The following is a 24,674-nucleotide window of genomic DNA, read 5'->3' as shown; positions in this document are numbered from 1 at the left end:
CAGGGGGAAGGGGGCGCGGCACAACGCCGCGCCCCCTTCCCGCCGTTCGGCGGCTTCCCGTCGTACAGGCCGTCGTAGCGGCCGAACAGGCCGTCGTAGCGGCCGAACAGGCCGTCGTTCAGGACGTCGTAGCCGTCGTTCAGGCCGCTTCCGCGTCGAGTTCGAACCAGACCGACTTCCCGACGCCGTGGGCCCGTACGCCCCACGCGTCGGCGAGTGACTCCACCAGCAGCAGCCCCCTGCCGTGGGTCCCCTCCTCGGGACTCGGCGCCTGCGGCCTCGGCTTGCGCGCCACGAAGTCCCGTACCTCCACGTGGAGTCCGTGCGCGGAGACCGTGGCGGTCAGGACCGCGTCGTGATCGGTGTGGATGAGCGCGTTGGTGACCAGTTCACTGGTGAGCAGTTCGGCTGTCTCGGAACAGCCCGGCCTCCCCCACTGCCTGAGCAACTCCCGCAGCGCCCTGCGCGCTTCGGGTACCGCCTTCAGATCGGCGCGCCCCAGCCGGCGCCTGAGCTGGGTGCCGTCCGCCCGGACGGCGGTGCTGTCGCCCGACCGGACGGCGACGCTGTCGGTCGGCTCCTTCGTCGTCCTCGCCGATTTGGCCCCGAAGACCACGGGACCACCCCCTCGTGTTCGCCTGTTCATGACCCCCCGCACGTGGCTGTGGAAACCCCTTGTGCTCGAACACGTCCACGGAATCCATGCCCCCGCAGGGGCAAGCCCAGACATAAGGGGGCCGAGACATCTCCCACACGGAAGGGGCGCGCCAGGGCTACGGGCGGGGCACGTTGCGGAGGTTGGAGCGGGCCAGTTGCACCATGCGTCCCACGCCGCCGTCGAGCACCATCTTGGAGGCGGAGAGCGCGAAGCCCGTCACCATCTCCGCGCTGATCTTGGGCGGGATGGACAGGGCGTGCGGGTCGGTGACCACGTCGACCAGGGCCGGGCCCTGATGCCGGAAGGCGTCCTTCAGCGCGCCCGCGAGCTGCTTGGGCTTCTCGACGCGGATGCCGTACGCGCCGCACGCGCGGGCCACCGCGGCGAAGTCGGGGTTCTTGACGGCGGTGCCGTAGGAGGGCAGTCCGGCGACCATCATCTCCAACTCGACCATGCTCAGGGATGAGTTGTTGAACAGCACCACCTTCACCGGCAGGTCGTACTGCACGAGGGTCAGGAAGTCGCCCATCAGCATGGAGAATCCGCCGTCGCCCGACATCGACACGACCTGCCGCCGCCGGTCGGTGAACTGCGCGCCGATCGCCATCGGCAGCGCGTTGGCCATCGAGCCGTGGGAGAACGAACCGATGATGCGCCGACGGCCGTTGGGGGAGATATAGCGGGCGGCCCACACGTTGCACATACCGGTGTCGACGGTGAAGACCGCGTCGTCCTCCGCGAGTTCGTCCAACACCGCGGCCACGTACTCGGGATGGATCGGGATGTGCTTCTCGACCTTGCGCGTGTACGCCTTCACCACGCCTTCGAGGGCGTCCGCGTGTTTCCTCAGCATCTTGTCGAGGAAGCGTCGGCTCTCCTTGGGCTTCACCCGCGGGACGAGGCAGCGCAGGGTCTCGCGCACATCGCCCCACACCGCGAGGTCCAGCTTGGAGCGGCGGCCCAGGTTCTCCGGGCGTACGTCGATCTGAGCGATCGTCACATCGTCGGGGAGGAAGGCGTTGTACGGGAAGTCGGTGCCCAGCAGGATCAGCAGATCGCACTCGTGGGTGGCCTCGTACGCGGCGCCGTAGCCGAGCAGTCCGCTCATGCCGACGTCGTACGGGTTGTCGTACTGGATCCATTCCTTGCCGCGCAGGGCGTGCCCCACCGGGGCGTTGATCTTCCCGGCGAACTCCATGACCTCGGCGTGCGCGCCCGCTGTGCCGCTGCCGCAGAAGAGGGTGACCTTCTCGGCCCGGTCGATCATGTCGACCAGCCGGTCGATCTCCTCGTCACCGGGGCGGACCGTGGGCCGGGAGGTGACGAGCGCGGTCTGTGCGGGCCTGTCGGGGGCGGGCTGGTCGGCGATGTCACCGGGCAGCGAGACGACGCTCACCCCGCTGCGCCCGACCGCGTTCTGGATCGCCGTCTGCAGCAGCCGGGGCATCTGGAGGGGGTTGGAGATCAGCTCGCTGTAGTGGGAGCACTCGCGGAACAACTGGTCCGGGTGGGTCTCCTGGAAGTAGCCGAGGCCGATCTCGCTGGAGGGGATGTGCGAGGCGAGGGCGAGCACCGGGGCCATGGAGCGATGGGCGTCGTACAGGCCGTTGATGAGGTGGAGGTTGCCGGGGCCGCAGGAGCCCGCGCACGCGGTCAGCTTCCCGGTGATCTGTGCCTCGGCGCCCGCGGCGAAGGCCGCGGTCTCCTCGTGCCGCACATGGACCCAGTCGAGGGCCGGGTTGCGGCGTACGGCGTCGACGATCGGGTTCAGACTGTCGCCGACCACCCCGTACAGGCGTTTGACTCCGGCGCGCACGAGGATGTCGACGAACTGATCGGCGACGTTCTGCTTGGCCATGGATCCATGCACCCCTTCGGTTCGAGATCCCGCCGTCGGGACCGCCGGGACCGCCGTCGTCCGCCCGGCGGGCGGCAGCCCGGCGACAAGGCCTTGGCTCCATCAATCCACAGCGGCCGGGATCACGCCTCCCAAACGGCGGCGGCCGTGCGATCGTCGGCGTAGCCCTTCACCCGGACCGAGGTGTCCGCGAGGAAGGCGGCGAGCCCCGGTGGTCCGGCCGTCGACCAGCGGCTCGTCAGGTGCTCGGCGAGGCTCGGTTCGGCACGCAGCGGGTCGGCGAGGCCACCGCTGCACAGCAGGAGGGTGTCACCCGGCCGGGCGATCGAGGCGCGGAAGCGGAAGGGGGCCCGTGGCGGTTCGGGGGCCGGTTCGTACGGGCTCGGGGGCGTCGTGATCCCCAGGTCCATGGTGAGCCCGTCACCCTCGGGGGGCTGCGCGGGGCGGCGGCCCCCGCCGAAGCCGACCACCGCGTCGCCCGTCGCGTCGGCCGCCCGTGGCTCGATGTCCTGCCACTCACCGTCCCGCAGCCGGAACAGGCCGCCCGCGCCGACGCCGAAGAACACCCGCGTACGGCAGGACGGGTCGGCCGGCAGCAGCAGACAGCGCAGGGAGGCGGTGTACTCCTCGGGCTCGACGCCCTGCTCGGCGGCGCGGGCGCGCAGCTTGCCGAGGCCGCGGTCGGTCAGCCGGTGCAGGCCCGACTTGAGATCGCCGCGCCGGGCGGCCCTGAGGTCCTCGCCGAGGCGGGCGTGACTGCGTCCGACGGCTCGGCCGATCCAGTGACACACCTCGGCGGCGGCCCGGTGGGACCCGGGCGTGTCCGGAGCGCCGGTCGCCACGGCGACGAGGACGAGCGCCTGCTCGCCCGTGCCGAAGCGGGCGACGAGCAGGGAGTCCCGGCGCGGCTCGCCCCGGTCGCGGGCGCGGTCGCCGCGTACGGAGGCCGCACGCAGGGTGGAGGTCCCGTACTGCGCGCCGTCCAGCACGGTGTCGGCGACCAGGTCCTCGAGGCCGTCCGGGTCGGCGGGCGGGAGGGCGGTGGGCTCGGCGTCGTAGGCGAGCGGGGCGGCGGCTGTGCACGTGGGCGAGGGCGACGCGGTGTCGGCTGTGGGTGCCGCTCGCGTGGGCGCCGCTGCCGTGTCCCCTGTGGCGTCGTCGTACAACTGCCCCCACCAGTCGCCCTCGTGCTCGGTGGGCTTCTCCCCCTGCTGGCTCATGCCCTCGATTGTCCCTCGTGGGGGCCGTATGAAAATGGGGCAAGCGGAAATCGGGTGAGGGGGAGCGTCCGTCTGGTAGAGCGGCGGCTTCCGTCTGGGAAGGCGGTGACTCCCGTCCGGGAGGGCGGTGGCTTGCGTCTCGGGCCGGTCGACGCCTCGTCGATGAAGAGAGGAATCCGGCCAATCCTGAACGGCCGCCGGACGGTTCCACCCCCCACGGGGAAACCGCCCGGCGGTGCCTGGGCGACCGGACCCGGTGTGCTGCCCGGATCCCGTCGGGTATGCGTCCCCAATCTCCCCTGCGCAGGCGGAACTTCCGCGTCCTGGTCCGTCGAGTAGGCTCGATCCGGCTGTGGCGGACCGCGGTTGTTCAGCGGTGATGCCACTTTGGCAGAGGGGGAGGCGCTACGGCGACGATGTGCTGAGGCGGGATTGTGCCGTGGCCGGTTTCCGCCACGGTGCCGCACCGCAAAGGTGGTCTTTCGGGAGGAACGACGGCTGATGCTGGCAGTGATAGGCCTGGACGAGACGCACGAGTCGGCGTACCGGGCACTGGTGTCCGTGGGCGCCGCCGATGTGTCCGATCTCGCGCGGCGGCTCACCCTCGGCGAGCACGCCACCGAGCGCACCCTGCGCCAACTGGAGCGGCACGGCCTCGCGGCCCAGTCGACCGCGCGCCCCGGCCGCTGGGTCGCCGCACCGCCCGGGGTCGCCCTCGGCGCGCTGCTCACCCAGCGGCGGCACGAGTTGGAGAAGGCGGAGCTGGCGGCGGCGCTGCTCGCCGAGGAGTACCGGGCGGCGGCGGCCGAGCCCGCGGTGCACGACCTGGTCGAGGTGGTGATCGGCGCCGCCGCGGTCACCCAGCGCTTCCTCCAGCTCCAACTCGGCGCGACCGAGGAGGTCTGCGCCCTCGTCACCGGCGCCCCGGTCGCCGTGTCCGGTATGGAGAACGACGCGGAGGAACAGGCCACCGACCGCGGCGTCCACTACCGGGTGGTCGTCGAACGGACCGTGCTTGACCAGCCCCACGGCATCACCGAACTGACCGCCGCGCTCGGCCGCGACGAAGAGGTACGGGTGGTCGACAGGGTGCCGACCAAACTGGTCGTCGCCGACCGGACGTTGGCGATGGTGCCGCTCACCTCCCCCATCACGGAACCGGCCGCGCTCGTCGTCCACGCGAGCGGACTGCTGGAACTGCTCTCCGGTCTCTTCGAGTCGGTGTGGCAGGACGCGCTGCCGCTACGGCTCGGGACGCCCGACATCATCGAGGACGGACCGAGCGGCCCCGACAGTACCGATCTGCAGGTCCTGTCCCTGCTGCTCGCCGGGCTGACCGACGCGAGCGTCGCCAAGCAACTCGACCTGGGGCTACGGACGGTGCAGCGCCGGGTGAAGCGGCTGATGGAGCTGGCCGGGGTGACGACCCGGCTCCAACTGGGCTGGCATGCTTACGAACGGGGCTGGGTGGCGCGTAACTGACCGGCGAGGAAGGCGGGATCGATCGTGTCGGCGAGTGCCTTCATCCCCGCATCGTTGAAGTGAAGGTGATCGCCCGGATCGTAAGCGGGCAGGATGCGGACGGGGCGGGCCGGATCGCGGACGACGGCGTCGAAGTCCGCGACCGCGTCGAAGAGTTGGCCCCGGATGAGAGTGTTGATCTCCTGTCGTACGCTCTCCCGCTCCGGGCTCCAGAGCTTGTGGCCGCCGAGCGGCGTGAGCGTGGCGCCGATGACGCGGACACCGAGGGCGTGTGCGCGGGCCACGATCTGCCGGTACGCCCGTGCGTAGGCGGCCGGATCCAGCCGGGACGGGGCGACGATGAGGTCGTTGATGCCCTCCAGGACGATCAGGGTGCGCACCCCGCCGCGGGAGAGGGCGTCGGCGTCGAGGCGGGCGAGCGCGTTCGGCCCCGTTCCGTCCAGAAGGAGACGGTTGCCGCCGATCCCCGCGTTCAGCACACCGGGCCTTCGGCTCTCCGGCAGCGCGCTCAGGCGCTGTGAAAGCCGGTCCGGCCAGCGGTGGTTGGTGCCAGGGGTGGATCCGGTGCCATCGGTGAGGGAGTCACCGAACGCGACGACACTGCCCGCGTCGGACGGACGCAGGACATCGACACCGCTCAGGTAGTACCAGTGGGAAACGGTCCTGGTGTACGCGGCTCCGTCGACGTCGGCGGCCCGATGGGAGCTCTGCGCGACGAAGCTGCTCTGGAGCGCGGTCTCGTGGTACGTCGCCGGGACGGAACCGGCCAGTGCGTGCACGGTGACGAGGAGGTTGCTGTCCGCCGGGACCCGGAAGTCGACGGGGTCGCTGATCCGGTCCTCACCCACCGGGACGGTCACGGAGGCAGCCCCGCCGAAGGTGGCCGCGCGCACGGAGCCAGGCAGTGCGTCGGGTCCGGCGGCCGGGCCAGGACGCTGCAACGCGACGGTGACGGCGTCGAGTTGCAGCGGTGCGGTGCCGAGGCGGTTGGAGACGTGGATACGGGCGGCGACGCCACCGACACTGGTGTGCACGACGTTACGGATGGAGGCGTCCGGAAGCTCGGGAGCGGTCCCGGAGGGAGCGGCCTCCCAAGTCCCGGTCCAGAGTGGGGCGTTCTCGGACCGGGCGGACGCGCCCGGGAAGGTGGCCGTGGTCGACAGCAGGGTGAGGGCCAGAACAGCGAGGCAACGGCGCCGGGTTACCCATGCGCGCGGCAACTGGATCATACGGAGCACTCTCTTCACGGGCGGTCCCTGGCACGGGACCGGCGATCCATGTCTGCCCGGGACACGCCGACGGGGTAACAAACACCCAGTCACCCCTTCGTGTTGAGAAGGGACCACGCAGACAGCGCCAAATGCGATCGCCGTGGCCCGCCAGCCGAACTAGCCTTGCCCGGCATGAGCACCCTGGAGAAGATCCACGACATCCCCGTCCTGATATGCGCTGCCGAGGGCGAGCCCATCTGCGGTGAGCGCGATGCCACGGATCTCATCGGCAACGCCGGTTACCAGGGCGCCGCGTGGGTGGCCGTCCCCGCCGACCGGTTCGACGAGATGTTCTTCCAGCTCCGTACCCGCGTCGCCGGAGACATCGTGCAGAAGTTCGTCCAGTACCGCATGGGCTTGGCGGTGGTCGGTGACATCTCCCGTCATACGGAGGCCAGTTCGGCGCTGCGTGACTTCGTACGGGAGTGCAACCGCGGGCGTCAGACGTGGTTCGTGGCCGACCTCGACGAACTGCACGCACGTCTGGCGGGGCCGACCGCCTGAGGCGCCGGTGGGGAGCCGGACGGGCCGACTCCCCACCCAGAGACCGGTCTTACTACCGCCGTCCGCGCTTCGCCTCCATCGCGGCCCTCCCCTCGGCACCCTTCCGCTTCCACTCGCGCCGCCGCTCCGCCCGGACACGGGCGTCCGTCTTGGCGACGATCCACTGGTTCTCCCGGAGCAGCTTCCGGTAGCTCTCCAGCCGCCGCTCGGGCAGTTCCCCGTCCTCGACCGCCGCGCGCACCGCACAGCCGGGCTCGCTGTCATGGGCGCAGTCGTCGAAGCGGCAGCCCTCCGCCAGGTCACGGATCTCGGAGAACACCTGGCCGACACCGGTCTCGGCGTCCCAGAGCCCGACCCCGCGCAGGCCGGGTGTGTCGATGAGGACGCCGCCGCCGGGCAGGGCGAGCAGATTGCGGGTGGTCGTGGTGTGGCGCCCCTTGCCGTCCGCGTCCCGCGTGGCCTGGACGGTCATCACGTCCTCGCCGAGCAGCACGTTGGCCAGGGTCGACTTGCCCGCGCCGGACTGCCCGAGCAGGACGGACGTACCGCCGGACACCAGCGCGGCGAGGGCGTCGAGCCCCTCTCCCCGCTGCGAACTGACCGGCAGGACCGGCACGCCGGGCGCGGTCGTCTCGACGTCCTGGACGAGGTACGAGAGGGTCGTCGCGTCCGGCACCAGGTCGGCCTTGGTGAGCACCACGACCGGCTGCGCCCCGGACTCCCAGGCCAGCGCGAGGAAGCGTTCGATCCGGGCGAGGTCCAGCTCCGCGGCGAGCGACACGGCGACGACCGCGTGATCGACGTTGGCCGCGAGGATCTGCCCCTCGGACCGCTTGGAGGAGGCGGAGCGCACGAAGGCCGTACGGCGCGGCAGATACGCCCGTACATAGCGGGGGTTGCCCGCGGGTTCGACGGCGACCCAGTCGCCGGTGCACACGACCCGCAGCGGGTCGTGGGGGGTGACGAAGGCGGTGTCGGCGTACATCACCCCGTCGGCGGTGACCACGTCGCACCGGCCGCGGTCGACGCGGACGACCCGCCCGGCGATCAGCCCTTCGGCGTCGTACGGGGCGAAGGCCTCCGCCCATGCGTCGTCCCAGCCGTACGGGGCGAGCGCGGAAGAAGCGGACTGCATGGAGATGGAAGTCAAGGGAGACCCTTCACAAGGGTGGCCCCGGCGGGCGCGCAGAGGCGCGCCTGTGGATGGGTGTCAGCCGATGGCCACGGAGGTGGACGAGATGAACTCCTGGAGGCGGGCAGCGCCCGTCGCAAGAACAGTCATCGGTCAACACCCCCTTCATCCCCTGTAGTTGCCGGCGATCACCGGCGCGTACCGGCGGCCACGATCCGACCCCGGCGTACGACCGCCACCCTAACCCGCCCGCTCGACCGCCCGCCAGCGTATTTCGGGAGTCGGCGTCCGGTCCCCCGCGTTCCCCTCGGTCGCGGACTCTGGAACTGACCGGGGGTTCGTACTCCCACCGGGGCGGGGCGTCGGGGGCCGTCGTATCGACGGCCCTCAACACCCCACCCCGGTCAGGGCGTTACGCGCGCGACGGCTCCTCGGCGCCATCGGCTTCGTCAGAAGCTTCCCGCGCGGGAAGGCTGTCCATGAACGAGCTGACGGAGAACACCGCGCGGCCCGGTCCGGGCGGGCCGTAGCCGGGAGGCGAGGAGAGACCGAAGTCGTCCATCGTGGCGCGATAGGCCTCCAGCAGACGGATGTGGTACTCCAGCGGCGCACCCTGCGGGTTGGCCTTGCCGAGCGGGGTCGTCGGCTCCGGGCACCAGGTGGTGAAGCGGGGCGTGATGCCGTTCGACATGAAGAAGCGCAGCCCCTCGGTGGTCGAGGCGATCGCCTCGTCGACCGTGGTGAAGCCGAAGGGCTCGGCCATCTCCACGCCCGCCACGAAGTTGGGGATCACATTGCGCGCGCCGAAGATGTCCGCCGAGTCCAGGATGCGCCGGTGCCACTCGTCGCGGCCGACGTAGCGCTCCTTGCCGGGGCAGTACAGCTCGAACAGCCGCCGGTCCCACACCTCGAAGTTGGGGTGGTAGATCTGCACCCCGTAGTCCTTGAACCGCTGTACGTCGTCCTTCGGCAGGGCCTGTGCGACGACCTTGCCGATCCAGCGTCCGGGGAAGCGCTCCTCGATGGCCTTGGCGTAGTGCCCGTAGAAGTCGGCCTCGTCGCGGCCCGCGACCTTCGAGGTGATGGCGCCGCCGGTGAGCGTGTAGGCGGTGGAGGCCTTCTGGGTGTCGTACCGGTCGATGATCTCCAGCGCCTCGAGGATCTCCTCGACGTCCTTCACCCCGGTGTAGGGCCGCCCGGCCGCCTTGTGCTGGCGCCAGTTGTGGTTGATGTCGCAGTACTGGCACTCCTCCTTGGCGCCGAAGTACTGGCAGACACGGAAGACGGTGAGGTAGATCAGATAGCCCCACTGGATCGTCGGGGCCACCTCCATCACGGACTTCCCGTTGGAGAGGGTGTGGCGGTAGTACTCGGGCATGGGCGGGACGCCGACGTCGGCGATCCGCTTGCCGTCGAGGTAGAGGCCGAGCAGCCCCTCCTCGTCGGCGGCCACCCGGTAGGGCGAGGCCGGGTTGACGCGTACCGAGACGACGGTACGGCGCAGGTCGTACGGGCCGCCCGTGAGGATGATCTCCTCGGGCGGGCGCCGCAGTGCCGCCTCGCCCAGTTCGGGCAGGGTGCCGTGGTCGAAGGAGAAGATGAAGTACGACTTCGGCTTGACCTCGCCGCTCTCGTTGTCGCTGAGGGCGGAGGCGTCGAAGGCCACGCCTCCGCGCAGCAGGTCCTCCTTGAAGACGGCTTCCCGCGGTACGTGCGGGAATCGCTCCATCAGATCCTCGACCAGTGCGGTGCGGCTACCCATCCATATCTCCTCCCGGCTCGGGCATTCGACTCCTCACGGTATGCCCCGGCCCGCGCGTCAGCCGTGCCGGGTCCCTTCGCGTCGCGCGAGGTGGGCTGGTACGGGGATGTCCGGCGGCAGCAGCGGGTCGGGCTCGGGGGCGCCCCAGGTGGCGGTGAGCGGCAGGGTTCCGGCCCAGATGCCCAGGTCGGCGTCGGGTCCGTCGCCGTCGTCGGGGGCGCCCGTACGGATCTTGACCGATGCTTCTTCGAGGGAGAGGGCGAGCAGGGTGGTGGCGGCCAACTCCTTGCGGCCCGGCTGCCGGGCGTAGGTCCACTGCCCCGGTGTCGCGTGCTCGGTGAGCCGGCGCAGCCCCTCCAGCTTCTCGTCCGGGTCGGTGACCTTGCGGGCGGTGCCGTGGATGACCGCGCTGCGGTAGTTCACGCCGTGCTCGAACACCGAGCGCGCGAGGACGAGTCCGTCGACATGGGTGACGGTGACGCATACGGGGGTGCCGCCCGCCATGCTCCGGCTGGCCACCGAGCCGTGCAGGTACAGCACGCGCTCGTCCCGTCCGTACACCGTGGGCACGACCAGGGGCCGCCCTTCGACGATCACCCCGAGGTGACAGACGAACCCCGCGTCGAGGATGGCGTCGAGATCGGCCCGGCGGTCACTGCCCTGCTCGCGCAGGCGGCGGTGCCGGGTGAGTTCGGTCTGCGGAAGGGTGGAGGGATACGGCGACTGTGTCATGATCGCGACGCTATCGAGCCTTCCTGCCGGTTGTCGCCCGGTGTTCACGTACGACCGGGGCGGACCGGTTCGCGAGCTGTTGCGCGCAAGGTGGGGCGCAGTCCCGGGGACTGCGTGCAGGATGGTCCCTGGCTCAGATATCAGCGACACGCCGATCTCGTCCAGGAGACCGATGCCGATGTCCCTCCGCATCCGTACCACCACCGACTACATCGAGGATGTCGCACCGGGCAGTGGGTTCCTGCCGCCGCGTGCCTGGTACGCGTCCTCGGACGCGGCGTCCCTCTCGCTGAACGGCAGATGGCGCTTCCGGCTGTCCGCCACCGCCGACGCCGAGGACGACGCGTTCGCCGAGCCCGGCTTCGACGCGGGTGCCTGGGCGGAGGTCGCGGTCCCCGGCCACTGGGTGCTCCAGGGCCATGGCGCCCCCATCTACACCAACCACCTCTATCCCTTCCCGGTCGACCCGCCGCGGGTGCCGACCGAGAACCCGACCGGTGACCATCTGCGCGTCTTCGACCTGCCGGAGAGCTGGCCCTCGGACGGCGGGGCCGTTCTCCGCTTCGACGGTGTCGAGTCCTGCGCCCGCGTCTGGCTGAACGGCACGGACCTCGGTACGTTCCAGGGCTCGCGGCTGCCGCACGAGTTCGCGGTCGGGCAGTTGCTCCAGCCGACCGGCAACGTGCTCGCGGTCCGGGTCCACCAGTGGTCGGCCGGGTCCTATCTGGAGGACCAGGACCAGTGGTGGCTGCCGGGCATCTTCCGGGACGTCACCTTGCTGCACCGCCCCGCCGGCGGTGTCCTCGACTTCTTCGTGCACGCCTCGTACGACCATGTCCGGGGCGAGGGCACGCTGAAGGTCGACTCGGACGTTCCGGGCCGGGTCACCGTCCCCGCGCTCGGTATCGAGGTCGCCACCGGCGAACTGGTGACCGTGCCCGTCGAACCGTGGACCGCGGAGACCCCGACGCTGTACGACGGTGTGCTGACCACCGAGGGCGAACGCGTACCGCTCAGGATCGGCTTCCGTACGGTCGCCCTGACGGACGGCCGGATCACGGTGAACGGGAGGCCGATCCTCTTCAAGGGCGTCAACCGCCATGAATGGCATCCGGAGAACGGGCGCGCGCTCGATCCGGAGACCATGCGGGCGGACGTGCTGCTGATGAAGCGGCACAACATCAACGCCGTGCGCACCTCGCACTATCCGCCGCATCCGGCCTTCCTCGACCTGTGCGACGAGTTGGGGCTGTGGGTCATCGACGAGTGCGACCTGGAGACCCATGGCTTCATCGAACAGGCCTGGCGGGACAACCCGGTCGACGACGACCGCTGGACCCCGGCGCTCCTGGACCGTGCCGCCCGCATGGTCGAACGGGACAAGAACCACCCGTCGGTGGTCCTGTGGTCCCTCGGCAACGAGGCGGGCACCGGGCGGGGCCTGACGGCGATGGCCGAGTGGATCCACGGCCGGGACACGTCGCGGCTCGTGCACTACGAGCGAGACATCAACTGCCGTGACACGGACGTGTATTCACGGATGTACGCGTGCCACGAGGAGGTCGAGCGAATCGGCCGAGGCCTGGACGGCGGCCCCCTCAGACGCCGCCGACTCCCCTTCATCCTCTGCGAGTACGGCCACGCGATGGGCAACGGCCCCGGTGGCATCGCCGACTACCAGCGGCTCTTCGAGACGTACGACCGGATCCAGGGCGGCTTCGTCTGGGAGTGGATCGACCACGGCATCCGGGACGAACGCCTCGGCTTCGCCTACGGTGGCGACTTCGGCGAGGAGTTGCACGACGGGAACTTCGTCTGCGACGGACTGCTGTTCCCCGACCGGACGCCGTCGCCGGGACTGGTCGAGTACAAGAAGGTGATCGAGCCGGTCCGTATCGAGGACGAGGGGGCGGACGGGGCCGTACGGATCCGCAACCTGTACGACTTCGCGGACCTGTCGGCGCTGGCGTTCTCCTGGTCCTGCCAAGTCGACGGCGAGACGGTAGAGTCGGGCCCACTGGCGGTCCCGGCCCTGTCGCCAGGAGAGTCGGCGGTGGTGAAGCTGCCACAGCCGCCGCCGGACAGGCGCGGTGGTGAGACGCAGTGGACGGTTCGGGCGGCACTGGCAGCCGACACGGCGTGGGCGCCTCGGGAACACCCGGTCGCCTGGGCCCAGTTCCCCCTCTCCACGCGGCCACCCGCGCGGGTCACCCCGACCGCGACCCCCGTGTCCGTCGATGACCGGATCAGTCTCGGCCCGGCCTCCTTCGACGCGCGTACGGGCGCGCTCAGGAGCGTCGGCCAAGTCGAGGTGACCGGGCTCCGCCTGGACGTGTGGCGGGCGCCGACGGACAACGACATGGGCGCGCCGTGGCAGTCCGACCCCCGCTACGGCCTGCTGTGGCGCAAGCTGGGCCTGCACCGTATGCGGCACCGCCTGGACGCGGTCGAGCCGGGCGGCGACGCACTGACCGTACGAACCCGAGTGGCGCCCGCGGCCGGCGAGTTGGGCTTGGCCGCGATCTACCGCTGGACCTCGGACGGCACCCGACTGAAGCTGAGGGTCTCCGTCGCACCCGAGGGCGACTGGACGGTCCCGCTGCCGCGACTCGGGATCAGGCTGGGGCTTCCGGGTACGGCGGACCGGGTGCGCTGGTTCGGCGGCGGCCCTGGTGAGGCGTACCCGGACACCAAGTCAGCGTCGCTACTGGGGCGTTGGAGCGCGACCGTGGAAGATCTCCAGACCCCGTACGTCCGCCCGCAGGAGAACGGCGCCCGTGCCGACGTCCGTTGGGCGGAGATCGGCGGCCTGAGGATCGACGGCGACCCGGAGTTCTGGTTCAGCGCACGCCGTTGGACGAACGAGCAACTGGACGCCGCCAGGCACCTCACCGACCTCACGCCCGGCGACACGGTGTGGCTCAACCTCGACCACGGTCAGCACGGCATCGGTTCCCAGTCGTGCGGTCCGGGCCCGCTGCCGCGGTACTTCCTGCGAGCCGAACCCAGGGAGTTCTCCTTCGTCTTCTCGGCGGTCGATGGACCGAAGTGACCCGATCTCACCGCGCCCGACGGGCCGTTGCGTCCGAACGTGCTCTACCGCATCACCCGGAGCACGAGGGACTGACCCGCTCCCCGGCACTCACTCACGCCCCCTCGGGCGCGGCCTCCGGGCGGCGTGTTCGTACCGGGGTGAACAGGGCCAGTGCCGCTATGCCCACGCACGCCGTGCCGCAGACCGCACCCACCGCCGCTGTGCCGTGGTGCTGTGCCGCCCACGTGACCACGGCCGCGCCGATGGGGGCCGCCGCATAGTGGATGGTCCAGAACGCGGAGGTGACCCGGCCGAGCAGATGCTCCGGGGTCACCTCCTGGCGCAGGGACATCGAGCACGTTCCCGCGATGCTGACGCTGCCCAGGAACGCCGCGGTCAGCAGGGCGACGGACGGTACCCCACCGGCCAGCCCGATGCCGCCCAGCGCACAGCCACTGACGGTCACCGCGCCGATCCAGGTGGGTCCGAAGCCGAGGCCACGGCGTATCCGGGCCACCAGCAGGGCCCCGGCGATCGTGCCCAGCGCGCCGATCGCGAGGACGCTGCCGACCGTGCCGTCGCCCTGCCCGAGGTCGTGCTTGAGGTGGTAGATGATCAGGTCGTTCAGGCCCAGCTCAAGGAAGCTGAACAGGCACAGCAGCAGCGTCAGGACACGCAGGATCGGATGGCGCCGCAGGAACGACGCCCCGGCGAGCAGATCCCGCCACAACCCCTGCCGATCCGCGGCCGGTTCGGGCGACACGCCCCGCCGGAACCGTACGAGGCTCAGACACACCGCCGAGACACCGAAGCTCGCCGCGTCCACCGCGACCGCCGCCGCCGGACCCGCCCAGGCCGCCACGACACCCGCGCCGAGCGGGCCGACCACCCCCGCCGCCGCGGCGCTCGCGTTCAACCGGCCGTTGGCCTCGGTGATCCGGTCGGCGTCGACCAGGCCGCGGACGACGGTCACATACGCGACGGAGAACACCATGCCGACCGCCTCGCACAGCGGCAGCACGGTGTACAGCAGCCAGATCCGCGGCCCGGCGAGCCACACCAGCGGCACGAGCCCGTAGAGAACCATCCGCACCAGATCGCAGGCGATGAGCAGCTTCCTGCGATCCACCCGGTCCACCACCACCCCGGCGAAGACCCCGGACAGCACCATCGCCGCGCCACCGACCGCCGTCAGCAGCCCCATGCGCGCGACGGACCCGGTCGCCTCCAGCACCAGCAGCGGCAGCGCGATCAGGGCGAAGGAGTCACCGAGGACGGAGAGCGTCAGCGCACCCCAGAAGATCCGGAAGTCCCGTACCCGCCCACCAGCCCGCTTCTCCCCCACCAGCCACTCCCCCGTACCCCCGTGTCGCCCGACCGACGAACGTCAAGACGCCCATACGGTACGCCGACCGCGGCCTGGCCCGAGGCCGGAGCCCTGGGCCGGGCCGCGGTTCCGCTCGGTCAGTCCGCGAGGGTGGCGAACTTGCCCGGGGTGTACGACCCGCCTCGCGTGTGTGTGATCACGGAGAGTCGGTTGGCCGCGTTGATCATGGCAACCAGGGAGACCAGTGCCGCGATCTGGTCCTCGTCGTAGTGCTTGCACAGCTCGGACCAGGTCTCGTCGGACACACCCTGATGGTGGTCGGCGAGCCGAGTTCCCTCCTCCGCAAGCGCCAGCGCGGCGCGTTCGGCCTCGGTGAACACCGTCGACTCGCGCCAGACGGCGACCAGGTTGATCCGGACCGCGGTCTCTCCCTGCGCCGCGGCCTCCTTGGTGTGGGCGTCGACGCACCAGCCGCAGCCGTTGATCTGGCTGGCGCGCAGCGCCACCAACTCCTGCACCGACTTGGGCAGGTCCGCCTCCTGAATCGCCAGGTTGACGTTGTAGAACCGCTTGCCGATTCTGGCACCGATCGGGTTGGTCATCAGGTTGATACGGGGTTCCATGGCTCGTCCTCACTCGTGTGACGGGCTGCCGTGCGGCTCGTTCGCCCGGCAGCGTGACGACCCAGAGATGCCGGTCGACAGGTCGCTGTGACAGCACCGTTGTGTGACGTAGGCCACCCGCTTCAGGTGTCACACCACGGCCGGGTCCGGCATCTCGTGCGTGACATGGTCGCGAGCGGACGGGTAGGAGCCATGATGAATCAACGCGGCGAGCGAGCCATCCACAGCGATACCGATCCCGATACCGGAACCTTCACTGATGAACGCCCTGCTTCCGACCGCCGCATGGACTCGGCCACCCGGACCTTCGTCGCCTACCGCAACCTCCTGTTCACCGTCGCCTACGAGATGCTCGGCTCGGCGGCCGACGCGGAGGACGTGCTGCAGGAGACCTGGCTGCGCTGGGTGGGCGTCGATCTCGACACGGTGCGGGACCGGCGCGCCTTCCTGGTCCGGATCACCACACGGGAAGCCCTGATCCGGCTGCGTACGCTGCGTCGGCGCAAGGAGTCCTACGTCGGCCCCTGGCTGCCCGAGCCACTGCTGACCGCGCCCGACGTGGCCGAGGACGTCGAGCTGGCGGACAGCGTCTCGATGGCGATGATGCTGGTCCTGGAGACGCTCGCGCCCACCGAGCGCGCGGTGTTCGTGCTCCGCGAGGTCTTCCGGTTCGGCTACGACGAGATCGCGGAGGCCGTCGACAAGACACCGGTCGCGGTCCGCCAGATCGCCCACCGCGCGCGTACTCACGTGGCCGCGCGCCGCCCGCGTGAAGTCGTTCCCCCGGCCGAGGCGCGCGACGCGCTCGCCGCCTTCCAACAGGCGGTCGCGACAGGCGACATGAGGCGGCTGCTCGACATCCTCGCACCGGACGTCGTCCTGCTCACCGACGGCGGCGGAGTCGTACGGGCCGCCCTCGCACCCATCGTCGGCGCCGACCGGGTGACCCATGGACTGAGCCGACTCGCCGGCCTGGCGTCGCTGCGGCCGATCCAGGTCAACGGACACCCCGCGCTGATCATCAAGGTGGACGGAGAGACCGACACCGTCCTGACGATGCGTATCGACGGCGGCCTCATCACCGGGCTCTACGCCGTACGCAACCCCGCGAAGCTGTCGCGTATCGGCCAGGAGATCACGATGAGCCGCTAGGACCTGTCGTCAAATTCCCGTCTGCCCGGCGGTCCACGCCCCTCCCCCTCTCGTCCCGTCGATGTCAGACCCGGGTGGCAGGATGCTCGGGCCAGGCCATACGTCCGACCGACAAGGATCCGCCATGTCCGACAACGCCTCCATGACCCTGCACTTCGTCGAGAAGGGAGCCGGTCGCCCCGTCCTGGCTCTGCACGGCTGGACGCCCGACCATCGCCTGATGCTCGGCTGCATGGAACCGGTCTTCGCGCGACGAGAGGGGTACCGGCGGCTGTATCCGGATCTCCCCGCGATGGGCAAGTCGCCCGCCCCGCCGTCCATGGCGAGTTCGGACGACATGCTGCGGGCGGTGGAGGAGTTCGTCGACCGCACCATAGGCGGCGAGCCCTTCCTGCTCGTCGGCGAGTCCTACGGCGGCTATCTCGCCCGCGCGCTCGCCAGGTCCCGGGCCGAGCAGGTCCTCGGGCTGGCGCTGATCTGCCCGCTCGCCGACGCGGTCGAGCCACCCGAGCGCAGGGTCCCCGCCCACCAGGTGCTGCGCAGCGAACCCGGTCTGCTCGACTCGCTGGACCCGCAGGTCGCCGAGGAGTTCGACGAGGTCACGGTGGTACAGACCTCGGATACGGCGCGGCGGTTCCGTGAAGAGATCCTGTCCGGCCTCGACGCGGCCGACACGGAGGCGATGGCCCGTATCCGGCAGCGTTGGCAGCTCACCGAGGGCCCGGAAGACGGCGAGCCGTTCCAGCGGCCGACCCTGATCGTGACCGGGCGGCAGGACTCCAGCGTCGGCTACCTCGACCAGTTCGAACTGCTGCCGCACTACCCGCGGGCGAGCTTCGCGACGCTGGACATGGCCGGACACAACCTCCAGATCGAGCAGGTCGAGCTGTTCGACGCGCTGATGCTGGACTGGGTCGACCGGGTCGCCGCCGAGGCGTAGGCCAAGCGCCCGGCCGCGCCCCCTCGCTCAACTCGCCTCTTCACGGCGCCACTTAGGCGGGCTAGAGTATTACCTAGGACCTCTAGGTAAGGAGACGCGCATGGCCCGTGCCGGGCTCACCGTCGAGCGGGTCGTCGCGGCAGCGGCCGACCTCGCCGACGAGGTCGGTTTCGAGAACGTCACCGTCTCCGCCCTCGCCCGCCACTTCGGCGTGAAGGACGCCAGCCTGTACTCGCACATCAAGAACGTGCAGGACCTGCGCACCCGACTCGCCCTGCTGGCGGGCGAGGAGATGATCGACCACATCGCGGCGGCCGTCGCCGGATGCGCGGGCAGGGACGCGCTGGCCGCCTTCGCCGGCGCCTACCGTACGTACGCGCTGAAGCACCCGGGACGGTACGCGGCCACCCAGATCCGGCTCGACCAGCCCCTCGCGGCCGACTCCCGCGCGATGCGCCGCACCGCCGAGATCACCTACGGCATGCTGCGCGCCTACGGCCTCGAAGAGCCCGATCTCACCGACGCCGTACGCCTGTTGCGCAGCACCTTCCACGGCTACTGCGCCCTCGAAGCCGCCGGGGGCTTCAACGCGTCACGCGATGTACGGGCCTCGTGGGACAAGGCCGTCGACGCCCTGCACACGGCACTGGAACACTGGCCCCGCGAAGAGCGGCGCGAAGCTCAGCGCAAGGAGAAGAGCCCGTCATGACCCACCTCCACTACGACGTACGCGGCGACGGCCCGGTCCTGCTGGTCCTCCCCGGCGGTGCGGGCCACCCCGGTGGCCTCGACGCGATGACGGATCCTCTCACCACTCACTTCACCGTCGTCACCTACGACCCGCTCGGGCTCGCCCATGGACGTCTCGGTCTGCCCGTCGAGGAGCAGCGAGTCGAGATGTGGAGCGAGGGTGCGTGGCGCGTGCTCCAAGAGGTGCTGCCGGACGGCGAGTCGGCGTACGTCTTCGGGGCCAGTTCGGGTGGGATCGCGGCGCTGGACCTGCTCGCCCGCCACCCCGAGCGACTGCGGCACGTGGTCGCGCACGAGCCGCCGGTCGTGGAGGTACTGCCGGACGCGGCGCGGCAGCACGCGATGTTCGCCGACGTGTGCGACACGTATCGCAGGGCGGGCCTTCAGGCGGCCGGGGCGCGGATGGCCGCCGGGCTGGAGGAGAAGGAACCGTCGGCACCCGTCGAGGGTCAACCTCCGTCCGAGCAAGAGGAGTTGGCCACACCCATGGCTGTCTTCCTCAGCCGTGTCCTCCGCCCCTTCAGCTCGCACAAGCCGGATCTCTCGGCCCTCAAGGCCGCCCCGCTCACCCTCGCCGCGGGCGTCGACTCGCGCGGCGGACTCCTCCACCGCACCGCCTCCGTCACGGCCGAGCTGACCGGCAGCCGCTTCACCGAGTTCCCGGGCGGGCACGTCGGGGCGCTTGAGTATCCACGGGAGTTCGGGGTACGGCTCATGGAGGCACTTCGGGGGCGCGGAGACCGGTAGCCCCACCCCTGCGTCCCCACCACCTCCACCACCCCGCTCAACACCCCGCGCACCCAAGGAGGTTCGGACGTGCGCGAGGTGTTGTCATGAACATGACCTACTCCTATAGTTCCCTTCCAATGATGGGAGCGCTCCCATAGATGCGCAAGCGGGGAGCACTCCTCCCTCCGACCTCGTCCCCCGAAGAGGCCTCCCATGCGATTGCTGCCCCACCGGCTCGATACGACGCGCGGCTTACTGGGCGCGCTCCTCACCGTGTTCGCCCTGGTCGCCGCCGTTCTGTCGACCGCTCCGGCGGCCCACGCCGACACCCAGATCTGCGACACCTTCGGATCGACCACGATCCAGGGCCGCTATGTCGTCCAGAACAACCGCTGGGGTACGGACGCCACCCAGTGCATCACCGTGACGGACTCCGGCTTCCGGATCAGTCAGGCCGACGGATCGGTGCCGACGAACGGCGCCCCGAAGTCGTACCCGTCCGTCTACAACGGCTGCCACTACACCAACTGTTCGCCGGGTACCGCGCTTCCGGCGCGGCTCAACACCATCTCCAGCGCCCCCACCAGCATCTCGTACAGCTACGTCAACGACGCGGTCTACGACGCCGCCTACGACATCTGGCTGGACCCGACGGCACGCAAGGACGGCGTGAACCAGACCGAGATCATGGTCTGGTTCAACAAGGTCGGCTCGATCCAGCCGGTGGGCTCGCAGAGCGGTACGGCCACGGTCGGCGGCCGTACCTGGCAGGTGTGGTCCGGCAACAACGGCTCCAACAACGTGCTGTCCTTCGTCGCCCCGTCGGCGATCACCAGCTGGAACTTCGACGTGATGGACTTCGTCCAGCAGGCGATCTCGCGCCAAATGGCATCCGCCGACTGGTATCTGACGAGTGTTCAGGCAGGCTTCGAGCCGTGGCAGAACGGTGCGGGGCTCGCCGTGACGTCGTTCTCCTCGACGGTCAACACCGGTAGCGGCGGCGGCACCACTCCCCCCGGCCAGAGCTCCTGCCAGGTGACGTACGGGACGAGCGTCTGGACGGACGGGTTCACCGCCGACGTCACCATCCGCAACACCGGTTCGACCCCCGTGGACAACTGGAAGCTCGCCTTCACCCTGCCCTCCGGGCAGCGCGTCACCAACTCCTGGAACGCCACGGTGTCCCCGGCCTCCGGTGCCGTCACCGCGACCGCTCAGTCGCACAACGCGCAGATAGCGGCGGGCGGCAGCCAGTCGTTCGGCTTCCAGGGCAGTTACAGCGGCACCTTCGCCGCACCGAGCGACTTCACCCTCAACGGCACCGCCTGCACCAAGGCTTGAGACCTCATACGGACCATCCAACCCCCATAAGGAAGGCAGGACGATCGTGGCTCGACGCAACAGACTTCTGTCGGTGGCGGCGGCGTTCGCCACCCTCCTCGCGGCACTGGGCCTGACGTTCCTCGGTCAGGGACGCGCCGAAGCGCACGGCGTGGCGATGATGCCCGGTTCGCGTACCTACCTGTGTTACCAGGACGCCCGCACCCCGAGCGGCGGCCTCGACCCCACGAACCCCGCCTGCAAGGCCGCGGTGGCCCAGAGCGGCACCACGCCTCTGTACAACTGGTTCGCCGTGCTCGACTCCAACGCGGGTGGCCGGGGCTCGGGTTACGTGCCGGACGGCACCCTGTGCAGCGCGGGCAACAAGTCGCCGTACGACTTCTCCGCCTACAACGCCGCGCGCAGCGACTGGCCCCGGACGCACCTGACCTCCGGTGCCTCGATGCAGGTCCAGTACAGCAACTGGGCCGCTCACCCGGGTGACTTCCGTGTCTATGTGACCAAGCAGGGCTGGTCACCCACCTCGCAACTGCGCTGGGCCGACCTGGACTTGATCCAGACGGTCACCAACCCGTCCCAGTCGGGCTCGCCGGGCACCGACGGCGGCCACTACTACTGGAACCTGAACCTTCCCTCGGGCCGTTCGGGCAACGCGCTGGTCTTCATCCAGTGGGTGCGCTCCGACAGCCAGGAGAACTTCTTCTCCTGCTCGGACATCGCGTTCGACGGCGGCCACGGCGAGGTGACGGGCATCCGGGGCTCCGACTCCTCGACGCCCACCCCGACCCCCACGCCCACCCCCACTCCGACCGACCCGTCCACCGGCACCTGCATGGCCGCGTACACCGTGGACAGCTCCTGGAGCGGCGGCTTCCAGGGCTCCGTGCAGGTGATGAACCACGGCACGGCACCGCTGAACGGCTGGACCGTGAGCTGGAAGCCCGGTACCGGGACGCAGATCGACAACATCTGGAACGGTTCCCTGTCCACGAGCGGTGACACGGTCAAGGTCAAGAACACCGCGTACAACGGGGGCGTGCCGGCCGACGGCAGTGTCACCTTCGGGTTCACCGCCACCTCCACGGGCAACGACTATCCGATCGGCTCGATCGGCTGCGACGCCACCTGACGTCACCACCGGCCGTACCGGCCTACTGCTGGTAACCCGCCGGGCGCGTCGGCACTCCGCCGGCGCGCCCGGTCACGTGCATGCTGAGCGCCTGGACGTCCGCGTACGAGGGAACGGTGCCCTGCGGAGTGCGCCCGTCCGCGATGGCGGCCATCGCGTCCACGGCCGCGCCCAGTGCCCGCCGGTACAGCAGCGAGCCGACGCTGATCCGGCGGACGCCGAGGTCGGCGAGGTGCGGGACGGTGGGAGCGGCCGGGGAGCAGAGGATGTTGAGGGGCGCGTCTAGCCGCTTCACCAGGGTGGCGATCTCCTCGGCTTCGGTCAGACCGGGTACGAACACGCCGTCTGCGCCTGCCTGTTGGTAGCGGTCGAGTCGGCGCAGCGTGTCCGCCATGTCGCCGTCTCCCAGCCAGTGGGTGTCCGTGCGCGCGTTGACGAACAGGCCGGGCACCACGGACTTGACTGCGGCGATCTTCGCGGCGAGCACGTCGGAGGACCCGAGCCCGTCCTCCAGGTTGATGCCACAGGCCCCCGCCGCCCACAACCGCCGGGCGAACTCCGCCACTTCGTCCGGGTCGTCGCTGAACCCGGCCTCCGCGTCGACGGAGAGCAGGAAGGGCCGTGTGCCGAGGGCTTCTGCGAGGCGGAGAGTGAGGTCGCGGGTGGCGGCGGCGCCGTCGGGCAGTCCGGCGGAGGCCGCGACACCGAGGCTGGTGGTGCCGATGGCCGGGAAGCCACGGGCGGCGAGGGACAACGCGGAGGCCTGGTCCCAGGCGTTCGGCAGCAACAGGGGCGCGCCTGCCTGGTGAAGGTCGGCGAAGGCGGTCATGACAGGTCGCCGATCGCGTCCGCGTAGTACGCCGACTCCTGTACATGCTGGGCCAGTTGGCGGAAGGTCCAGCCCTCGCCCGGTGAGTGGTCGAGTTGCCAGTCGGAGAGCGAGCGGAGCCGGACGGACCAGATCAGTGCCAGCCGGGTCAGCCTGCTGCGTGCCTCGTCCAGGTCCTCCTGTGTGAAGCGCGCGAGGTCGGCCGGTGTGGTGCAGGCCGACGCGTGCCAGTGGTCGGGCAGCGGCTCCTCGCCCGCCAGCCTGGCCTCGAATTCGGCGAAATGGTCCACCATGTGGTCGGCGACTCGGCGGATCGCCTTGTGCGGGGTGTAGACGCGGTCGTCGGTGTGGCGGGGGTGGCCGTCCCATGCGGTCCAGGTGGCCGCGAGAGCGAGGACGTGCTCCACCATGGCGACGACGCCCGCGGCGAGGGCTTCCTGCTCGGTCGTGCTGCGGTGCGGGGTTCCGGTTGCGTACTGCGTTTCGGTCATACGGGCACGCTAGGCGCGGATCGTTTCGGCGTTCGCCGAAGTGTGGGCCGCGTCCCGGTCGGGGGTACGGGGGCCGGGACCTGGGGCGCCCCGGTTCCGGTCGGGACGCCCCAGGGGCTTCGTGGAAGGGGATGCGCCCGGCGCTCACCCCTGGGAAGGACACGTGTGTTCCTTCGATGTCAGATCTTGCGCCACCAGCGCGCCCCACACCAGCCCCACGGTCCTTCCCACGGCTCCATGGTGTGGCGTATGCCTCGTATCGCGGGCGTATTTCCTCCCCTCTCACATCGCCGCGGCGCCGTCGCGGCGCAGTGTGAACCAAGCGGTCGGAACCTCGTTCGTACCGGGCGTCACATCGATCAGTCGCCACCCGGTGAACCTGGCGCGGAGTTCGTCCGCGGTGACGCCGGAGATCGGGTCGCCGAACGCTTCGGGTGCGTACCCGAACATCAGCAGCCGTGCGCCGGGGGCGGCGCGGTGCGTGAGGCCGGTGACGTAGCCGTCTCGGCGGTGCGCCGGGATACCGCAGTAGCAACTCAGGTCGAAGAACAGGTCGTACGGGCCGGGGACGCCCGCTTCGTCGAGCCGGGTGACGTCGGCGCAGAGCACCGTGACGTCCACGCCCGCCGCGTCGGCCTTCTCCCGGGCCTGGCGCACCGCGCGGTCGACCAGATCGACGGCCGCCACCCGCCAGCCGTGCCGGGCCAGGTACACGGCGTTGGTGCCGGTGCCGCAGCCGAGTTCGAGGGCGCGACCGGGCGTCAGTGCGTCGGGGCCCTCCACCAGGGCCACCAGCTCGGGCGGCGTGACATCGGTGTCCCAGGGCGGCTTGCCCTCTCGGTAGTAGTCCTCCATCAGACGGCGTACGGCCGCCTCTTGGTCGAGTTCCGCGGCTGTCCGAGTCTCACTCATCATCGTTGCCCTCCAAGATTCTAGAGTCGAACTCTAGTGGCCAACTCCAGAGATAGAATCCAGGCATGGCTGCGGTCAAGAGATCCGACGAGCAATCCGGCGAGCACTCCGAGCGGTTGGACCAGCGGTCCGACGGGGAGTCCGGCGAGCGATCAGGCAGGCGACGGCCCGACAAGCGGGCCGAGCGCTCGCGGCGCACGCGCGAGAAGGTCGTAGCGGCGGCGCGGGAGTTGTTCGTCGCGCAGGGGTACGGGGCGACGAGCCTTCAGGAGGTCGCGGACCGCGCGGGCGTGGCCGTCCAGACCGTCTACTTCGCGTTCGGCACCAAGCGCGCGCTGTTCAAGGACGTGGTGGACACCTCCATCGCCGGGGACGCGGAGCCGGTCGCCACCATGGACCGCGAGTGGTTCCGCACCGCGTGCGCCGAGCCGACGGCCGCCGGTCAACTGCGGGTGCACGTACGGGGTGTGGGCGAGATCCTCGGCCGGGTCGCCCCGATCATTCCGATGATCGCGGCAGCCGCGGCCACCGACCCGGAGATCGCCGCGCAGTGGTCCACGGGCCCCGACCCCCGCTACATCGTCCAGCACGCCGCGGCGAAGGCCCTGGTCACCAAGGCCGACGCCCGCCCCGGCATCGACACCGACCGCGCCGCCGACCTGTTGTACGGGCTGCTCAGCCCGGAGCTGTATCTGATCTTCGTCCGCGATCGCGGCTGGACCCCCGACGCCTGGGAGGAGTGGGCCCGCACGGCCTTGACGGCCCACCTGTGCTCCGAGGGCGCGTGATGCCCGGCGG

The 24,674-nt window shown here is 70.4% G+C and carries 22 protein-coding genes; 10 read left to right on the top strand and 12 right to left on the bottom strand.

Features of this window, described 5'->3' with window-relative positions; genetic code table 11:
- Positions 1-139: 139 nt before the first annotated feature.
- The 3 genes from NGF19_RS26640 to NGF19_RS26630 all read right to left on the bottom strand — a co-directional run bounded on the left by NGF19_RS26640 (position 140) and on the right by NGF19_RS26630 (position 3,736).
- Entirely contained in the window at positions 140-616 is a 477-nt protein-coding gene (locus NGF19_RS26640; RefSeq protein WP_252428108.1) for an ATP-binding protein, read from the bottom strand.
- Positions 617-773: 157 nt separating this feature from the next.
- Positions 774-2,516 carry a pyruvate dehydrogenase gene (locus NGF19_RS26635; protein ID WP_252428107.1) on the bottom strand — a complete coding sequence of 581 codons (1,743 nt, stop codon included), beginning with the start codon at positions 2,514-2,516 and terminating at the stop codon, positions 774-776.
- A gap of 122 nt (positions 2,517-2,638) precedes the next feature.
- Positions 2,639-3,736 (bottom strand): protein phosphatase 2C domain-containing protein, encoded by a 1,098-nt coding sequence (locus NGF19_RS26630; RefSeq protein WP_252428106.1) that lies wholly within the window; start codon positions 3,734-3,736, stop codon positions 2,639-2,641.
- A 501-nt stretch (positions 3,737-4,237) separates the two neighbouring features.
- Here NGF19_RS26630 and NGF19_RS26625 point away from each other — a divergent pair.
- Positions 4,238-5,218 carry a TrmB family transcriptional regulator gene (locus tag NGF19_RS26625; protein WP_252428105.1) on the top strand — a complete coding sequence of 327 codons (981 nt, stop codon included), beginning with the start codon at positions 4,238-4,240 and terminating at the stop codon, positions 5,216-5,218.
- On the opposite strand, the gene NGF19_RS26620 is transcribed toward NGF19_RS26625, so the two are convergent.
- On the bottom strand, positions 5,188-6,447 hold the full coding sequence (locus tag NGF19_RS26620) for an SGNH/GDSL hydrolase family protein (protein WP_252428104.1): 1,260 nt from the start codon (positions 6,445-6,447) through the stop codon (positions 5,188-5,190). The genes NGF19_RS26625 and NGF19_RS26620 overlap by 31 nt on opposite strands.
- Positions 6,448-6,621: 174 nt before the next feature.
- On the opposite strand from NGF19_RS26620, the gene NGF19_RS26615 reads away from it, so the two are divergent.
- Positions 6,622-6,993: a DUF4180 domain-containing protein gene (locus NGF19_RS26615; protein WP_252428103.1), complete on the top strand. Its 372-nt coding sequence runs from the start codon at positions 6,622-6,624 to the stop codon at positions 6,991-6,993.
- A 52-nt stretch (positions 6,994-7,045) separates the two neighbouring features.
- Here NGF19_RS26615 and rsgA read toward each other — a convergent pair whose 3' ends face one another.
- The 3 genes from rsgA to NGF19_RS26600 form a co-directional block, all read right to left on the bottom strand.
- Positions 7,046-8,128 carry a ribosome small subunit-dependent GTPase A gene (gene rsgA / locus NGF19_RS26610; protein ID WP_372505889.1) on the bottom strand — a complete coding sequence of 361 codons (1,083 nt, stop codon included), beginning with the start codon at positions 8,126-8,128 and terminating at the stop codon, positions 7,046-7,048.
- Positions 8,129-8,537: 409 nt separating this feature from the next.
- Positions 8,538-9,887 carry a radical SAM protein gene (locus tag NGF19_RS26605; RefSeq protein ID WP_252428101.1) on the bottom strand — a complete coding sequence of 450 codons (1,350 nt, stop codon included), beginning with the start codon at positions 9,885-9,887 and terminating at the stop codon, positions 8,538-8,540.
- Between the two features lie 57 nt (positions 9,888-9,944).
- Positions 9,945-10,619 carry a pyridoxamine 5'-phosphate oxidase family protein gene (locus tag NGF19_RS26600; protein ID WP_252428100.1) on the bottom strand — a complete coding sequence of 225 codons (675 nt, stop codon included), beginning with the start codon at positions 10,617-10,619 and terminating at the stop codon, positions 9,945-9,947.
- A 178-nt stretch (positions 10,620-10,797) separates the two neighbouring features.
- On the opposite strand from NGF19_RS26600, the gene NGF19_RS26595 reads away from it, so the two are divergent.
- Positions 10,798-13,671, top strand: coding sequence for a glycoside hydrolase family 2 TIM barrel-domain containing protein (locus tag NGF19_RS26595; RefSeq protein ID WP_252428099.1), 2,874 nt, complete (start codon positions 10,798-10,800; stop codon positions 13,669-13,671).
- Between the two features lie 94 nt (positions 13,672-13,765).
- On the opposite strand, the gene NGF19_RS26590 is transcribed toward NGF19_RS26595, so the two are convergent.
- Together NGF19_RS26590 and NGF19_RS26585 are read right to left on the bottom strand one after the other, a co-directional pair.
- Positions 13,766-14,998, bottom strand: a complete 1,233-nt coding sequence (locus tag NGF19_RS26590; protein ID WP_252428098.1) for an MFS transporter — start codon at positions 14,996-14,998, stop codon at positions 13,766-13,768.
- A gap of 119 nt (positions 14,999-15,117) precedes the next feature.
- On the bottom strand, positions 15,118-15,603 hold the full coding sequence (locus NGF19_RS26585; protein WP_252428097.1) for a carboxymuconolactone decarboxylase family protein: 486 nt from the start codon (positions 15,601-15,603) through the stop codon (positions 15,118-15,120).
- 285 nt (positions 15,604-15,888) lie between these two features.
- Between NGF19_RS26585 and NGF19_RS26580 the strand changes: the two genes are divergently transcribed.
- The 6 genes from NGF19_RS26580 (at position 15,889) to NGF19_RS26555 (ending at position 21,644) form a co-directional block, all read left to right on the top strand.
- Positions 15,889-16,755 (top strand): RNA polymerase sigma-70 factor, encoded by an 867-nt coding sequence (locus tag NGF19_RS26580; protein WP_252428096.1) that lies wholly within the window; start codon positions 15,889-15,891, stop codon positions 16,753-16,755.
- A 124-nt stretch (positions 16,756-16,879) separates the two neighbouring features.
- Positions 16,880-17,695, top strand: coding sequence for an alpha/beta fold hydrolase (locus NGF19_RS26575; protein WP_252428095.1), 816 nt, complete (start codon positions 16,880-16,882; stop codon positions 17,693-17,695).
- A 100-nt stretch (positions 17,696-17,795) separates the two neighbouring features.
- On the top strand, positions 17,796-18,404 hold the full coding sequence (locus NGF19_RS26570; protein WP_252428094.1) for a TetR/AcrR family transcriptional regulator: 609 nt from the start codon (positions 17,796-17,798) through the stop codon (positions 18,402-18,404).
- Positions 18,401-19,192, top strand: coding sequence for an alpha/beta fold hydrolase (locus NGF19_RS26565; RefSeq protein ID WP_252428093.1), 792 nt, complete (start codon positions 18,401-18,403; stop codon positions 19,190-19,192). The genes NGF19_RS26570 and NGF19_RS26565 overlap by 4 nt, the downstream gene beginning before the upstream one ends.
- Positions 19,193-19,387: 195 nt before the next feature.
- On the top strand, positions 19,388-20,515 hold the full coding sequence (locus NGF19_RS26560) for a glycoside hydrolase family 12 protein (protein WP_252428092.1): 1,128 nt from the start codon (positions 19,388-19,390) through the stop codon (positions 20,513-20,515).
- A gap of 46 nt (positions 20,516-20,561) precedes the next feature.
- Entirely contained in the window at positions 20,562-21,644 is a 1,083-nt protein-coding gene (locus tag NGF19_RS26555) for a lytic polysaccharide monooxygenase (protein ID WP_252428091.1), read from the top strand.
- A 22-nt stretch (positions 21,645-21,666) separates the two neighbouring features.
- On the opposite strand, the gene NGF19_RS26550 is transcribed toward NGF19_RS26555, so the two are convergent.
- The 3 genes from NGF19_RS26550 to NGF19_RS26540 all read right to left on the bottom strand — a co-directional run bounded on the left by NGF19_RS26550 (position 21,667) and on the right by NGF19_RS26540 (position 23,876).
- Positions 21,667-22,473: an isocitrate lyase/PEP mutase family protein gene (locus NGF19_RS26550; protein ID WP_252428090.1), complete on the bottom strand. Its 807-nt coding sequence runs from the start codon at positions 22,471-22,473 to the stop codon at positions 21,667-21,669.
- Positions 22,470-22,964, bottom strand: a complete 495-nt coding sequence (locus NGF19_RS26545) for a hypothetical protein (RefSeq protein ID WP_372505886.1) — start codon at positions 22,962-22,964, stop codon at positions 22,470-22,472. Before NGF19_RS26545 ends, NGF19_RS26550 begins: the two co-directional genes overlap by 4 nt.
- Before the next feature lie 282 nt (positions 22,965-23,246).
- Positions 23,247-23,876 (bottom strand): class I SAM-dependent methyltransferase, encoded by a 630-nt coding sequence (locus NGF19_RS26540; RefSeq protein ID WP_252428089.1) that lies wholly within the window; start codon positions 23,874-23,876, stop codon positions 23,247-23,249.
- 65 nt (positions 23,877-23,941) lie between these two features.
- On the opposite strand from NGF19_RS26540, the gene NGF19_RS26535 reads away from it, so the two are divergent.
- A complete protein-coding gene (locus NGF19_RS26535) occupies positions 23,942-24,664 on the top strand; it encodes a TetR/AcrR family transcriptional regulator (protein WP_252428088.1) in 723 nt (240 codons plus the stop codon).
- Positions 24,665-24,674 lie beyond the last annotated feature (10 nt).

This window comes from Streptomyces macrolidinus, assembly GCF_023887685.1.
Taxonomy (GTDB): Bacteria; Actinomycetota; Actinomycetes; order Streptomycetales; family Streptomycetaceae; genus Streptomyces; species Streptomyces macrolidinus.
The sequence above is the reverse complement of the archived record's forward strand: the minus strand, read 5'-3'. Positions and strand labels throughout refer to the sequence as shown.

Excerpts from the sequence above, each read along its gene's own strand:
- NGF19_RS26585 (WP_252428097.1), bottom strand. The coding sequence starts at position 15,603 with ATGGAACCCCGTATCAACCTGATGACCAACCCGATCGGTGCCAGAATC.
- NGF19_RS26635 (WP_252428107.1), bottom strand. The coding sequence starts at position 2,516 with ATGGCCAAGCAGAACGTCGCCGATCAGTTCGTCGACATCCTCGTGCGC.
- NGF19_RS26625 (WP_252428105.1), top strand. The coding sequence starts at position 4,238 with ATGCTGGCAGTGATAGGCCTGGACGAGACGCACGAGTCGGCGTACCGG.
- NGF19_RS26540 (WP_252428089.1), bottom strand. The coding sequence starts at position 23,876 with ATGAGTGAGACTCGGACAGCCGCGGAACTCGACCAAGAGGCGGCCGTA.
- NGF19_RS26580 (WP_252428096.1), top strand. The coding sequence starts at position 15,889 with ATGGACTCGGCCACCCGGACCTTCGTCGCCTACCGCAACCTCCTGTTC.
- NGF19_RS26565 (WP_252428093.1), top strand. The coding sequence starts at position 18,401 with ATGACCCACCTCCACTACGACGTACGCGGCGACGGCCCGGTCCTGCTG.
- NGF19_RS26595 (WP_252428099.1), top strand. The coding sequence starts at position 10,798 with ATGTCCCTCCGCATCCGTACCACCACCGACTACATCGAGGATGTCGCA.
- NGF19_RS26575 (WP_252428095.1), top strand. The coding sequence starts at position 16,880 with ATGTCCGACAACGCCTCCATGACCCTGCACTTCGTCGAGAAGGGAGCC.
- NGF19_RS26600 (WP_252428100.1), bottom strand. The coding sequence starts at position 10,619 with ATGACACAGTCGCCGTATCCCTCCACCCTTCCGCAGACCGAACTCACC.
- NGF19_RS26620 (WP_252428104.1), bottom strand. The coding sequence starts at position 6,447 with ATGATCCAGTTGCCGCGCGCATGGGTAACCCGGCGCCGTTGCCTCGCT.
- rsgA (WP_372505889.1), bottom strand. The coding sequence starts at position 8,128 with ATGCAGTCCGCTTCTTCCGCGCTCGCCCCGTACGGCTGGGACGACGCA.
- NGF19_RS26630 (WP_252428106.1), bottom strand. The coding sequence starts at position 3,736 with ATGAGCCAGCAGGGGGAGAAGCCCACCGAGCACGAGGGCGACTGGTGG.
- NGF19_RS26535 (WP_252428088.1), top strand. The coding sequence starts at position 23,942 with ATGGCTGCGGTCAAGAGATCCGACGAGCAATCCGGCGAGCACTCCGAG.
- NGF19_RS26570 (WP_252428094.1), top strand. The coding sequence starts at position 17,796 with ATGGCCCGTGCCGGGCTCACCGTCGAGCGGGTCGTCGCGGCAGCGGCC.
- NGF19_RS26605 (WP_252428101.1), bottom strand. The coding sequence starts at position 9,887 with ATGGGTAGCCGCACCGCACTGGTCGAGGATCTGATGGAGCGATTCCCG.
- NGF19_RS26560 (WP_252428092.1), top strand. The coding sequence starts at position 19,388 with ATGCGATTGCTGCCCCACCGGCTCGATACGACGCGCGGCTTACTGGGC.
- NGF19_RS26545 (WP_372505886.1), bottom strand. The coding sequence starts at position 22,964 with ATGACCGAAACGCAGTACGCAACCGGAACCCCGCACCGCAGCACGACC.
- NGF19_RS26550 (WP_252428090.1), bottom strand. The coding sequence starts at position 22,473 with ATGACCGCCTTCGCCGACCTTCACCAGGCAGGCGCGCCCCTGTTGCTG.
- NGF19_RS26615 (WP_252428103.1), top strand. The coding sequence starts at position 6,622 with ATGAGCACCCTGGAGAAGATCCACGACATCCCCGTCCTGATATGCGCT.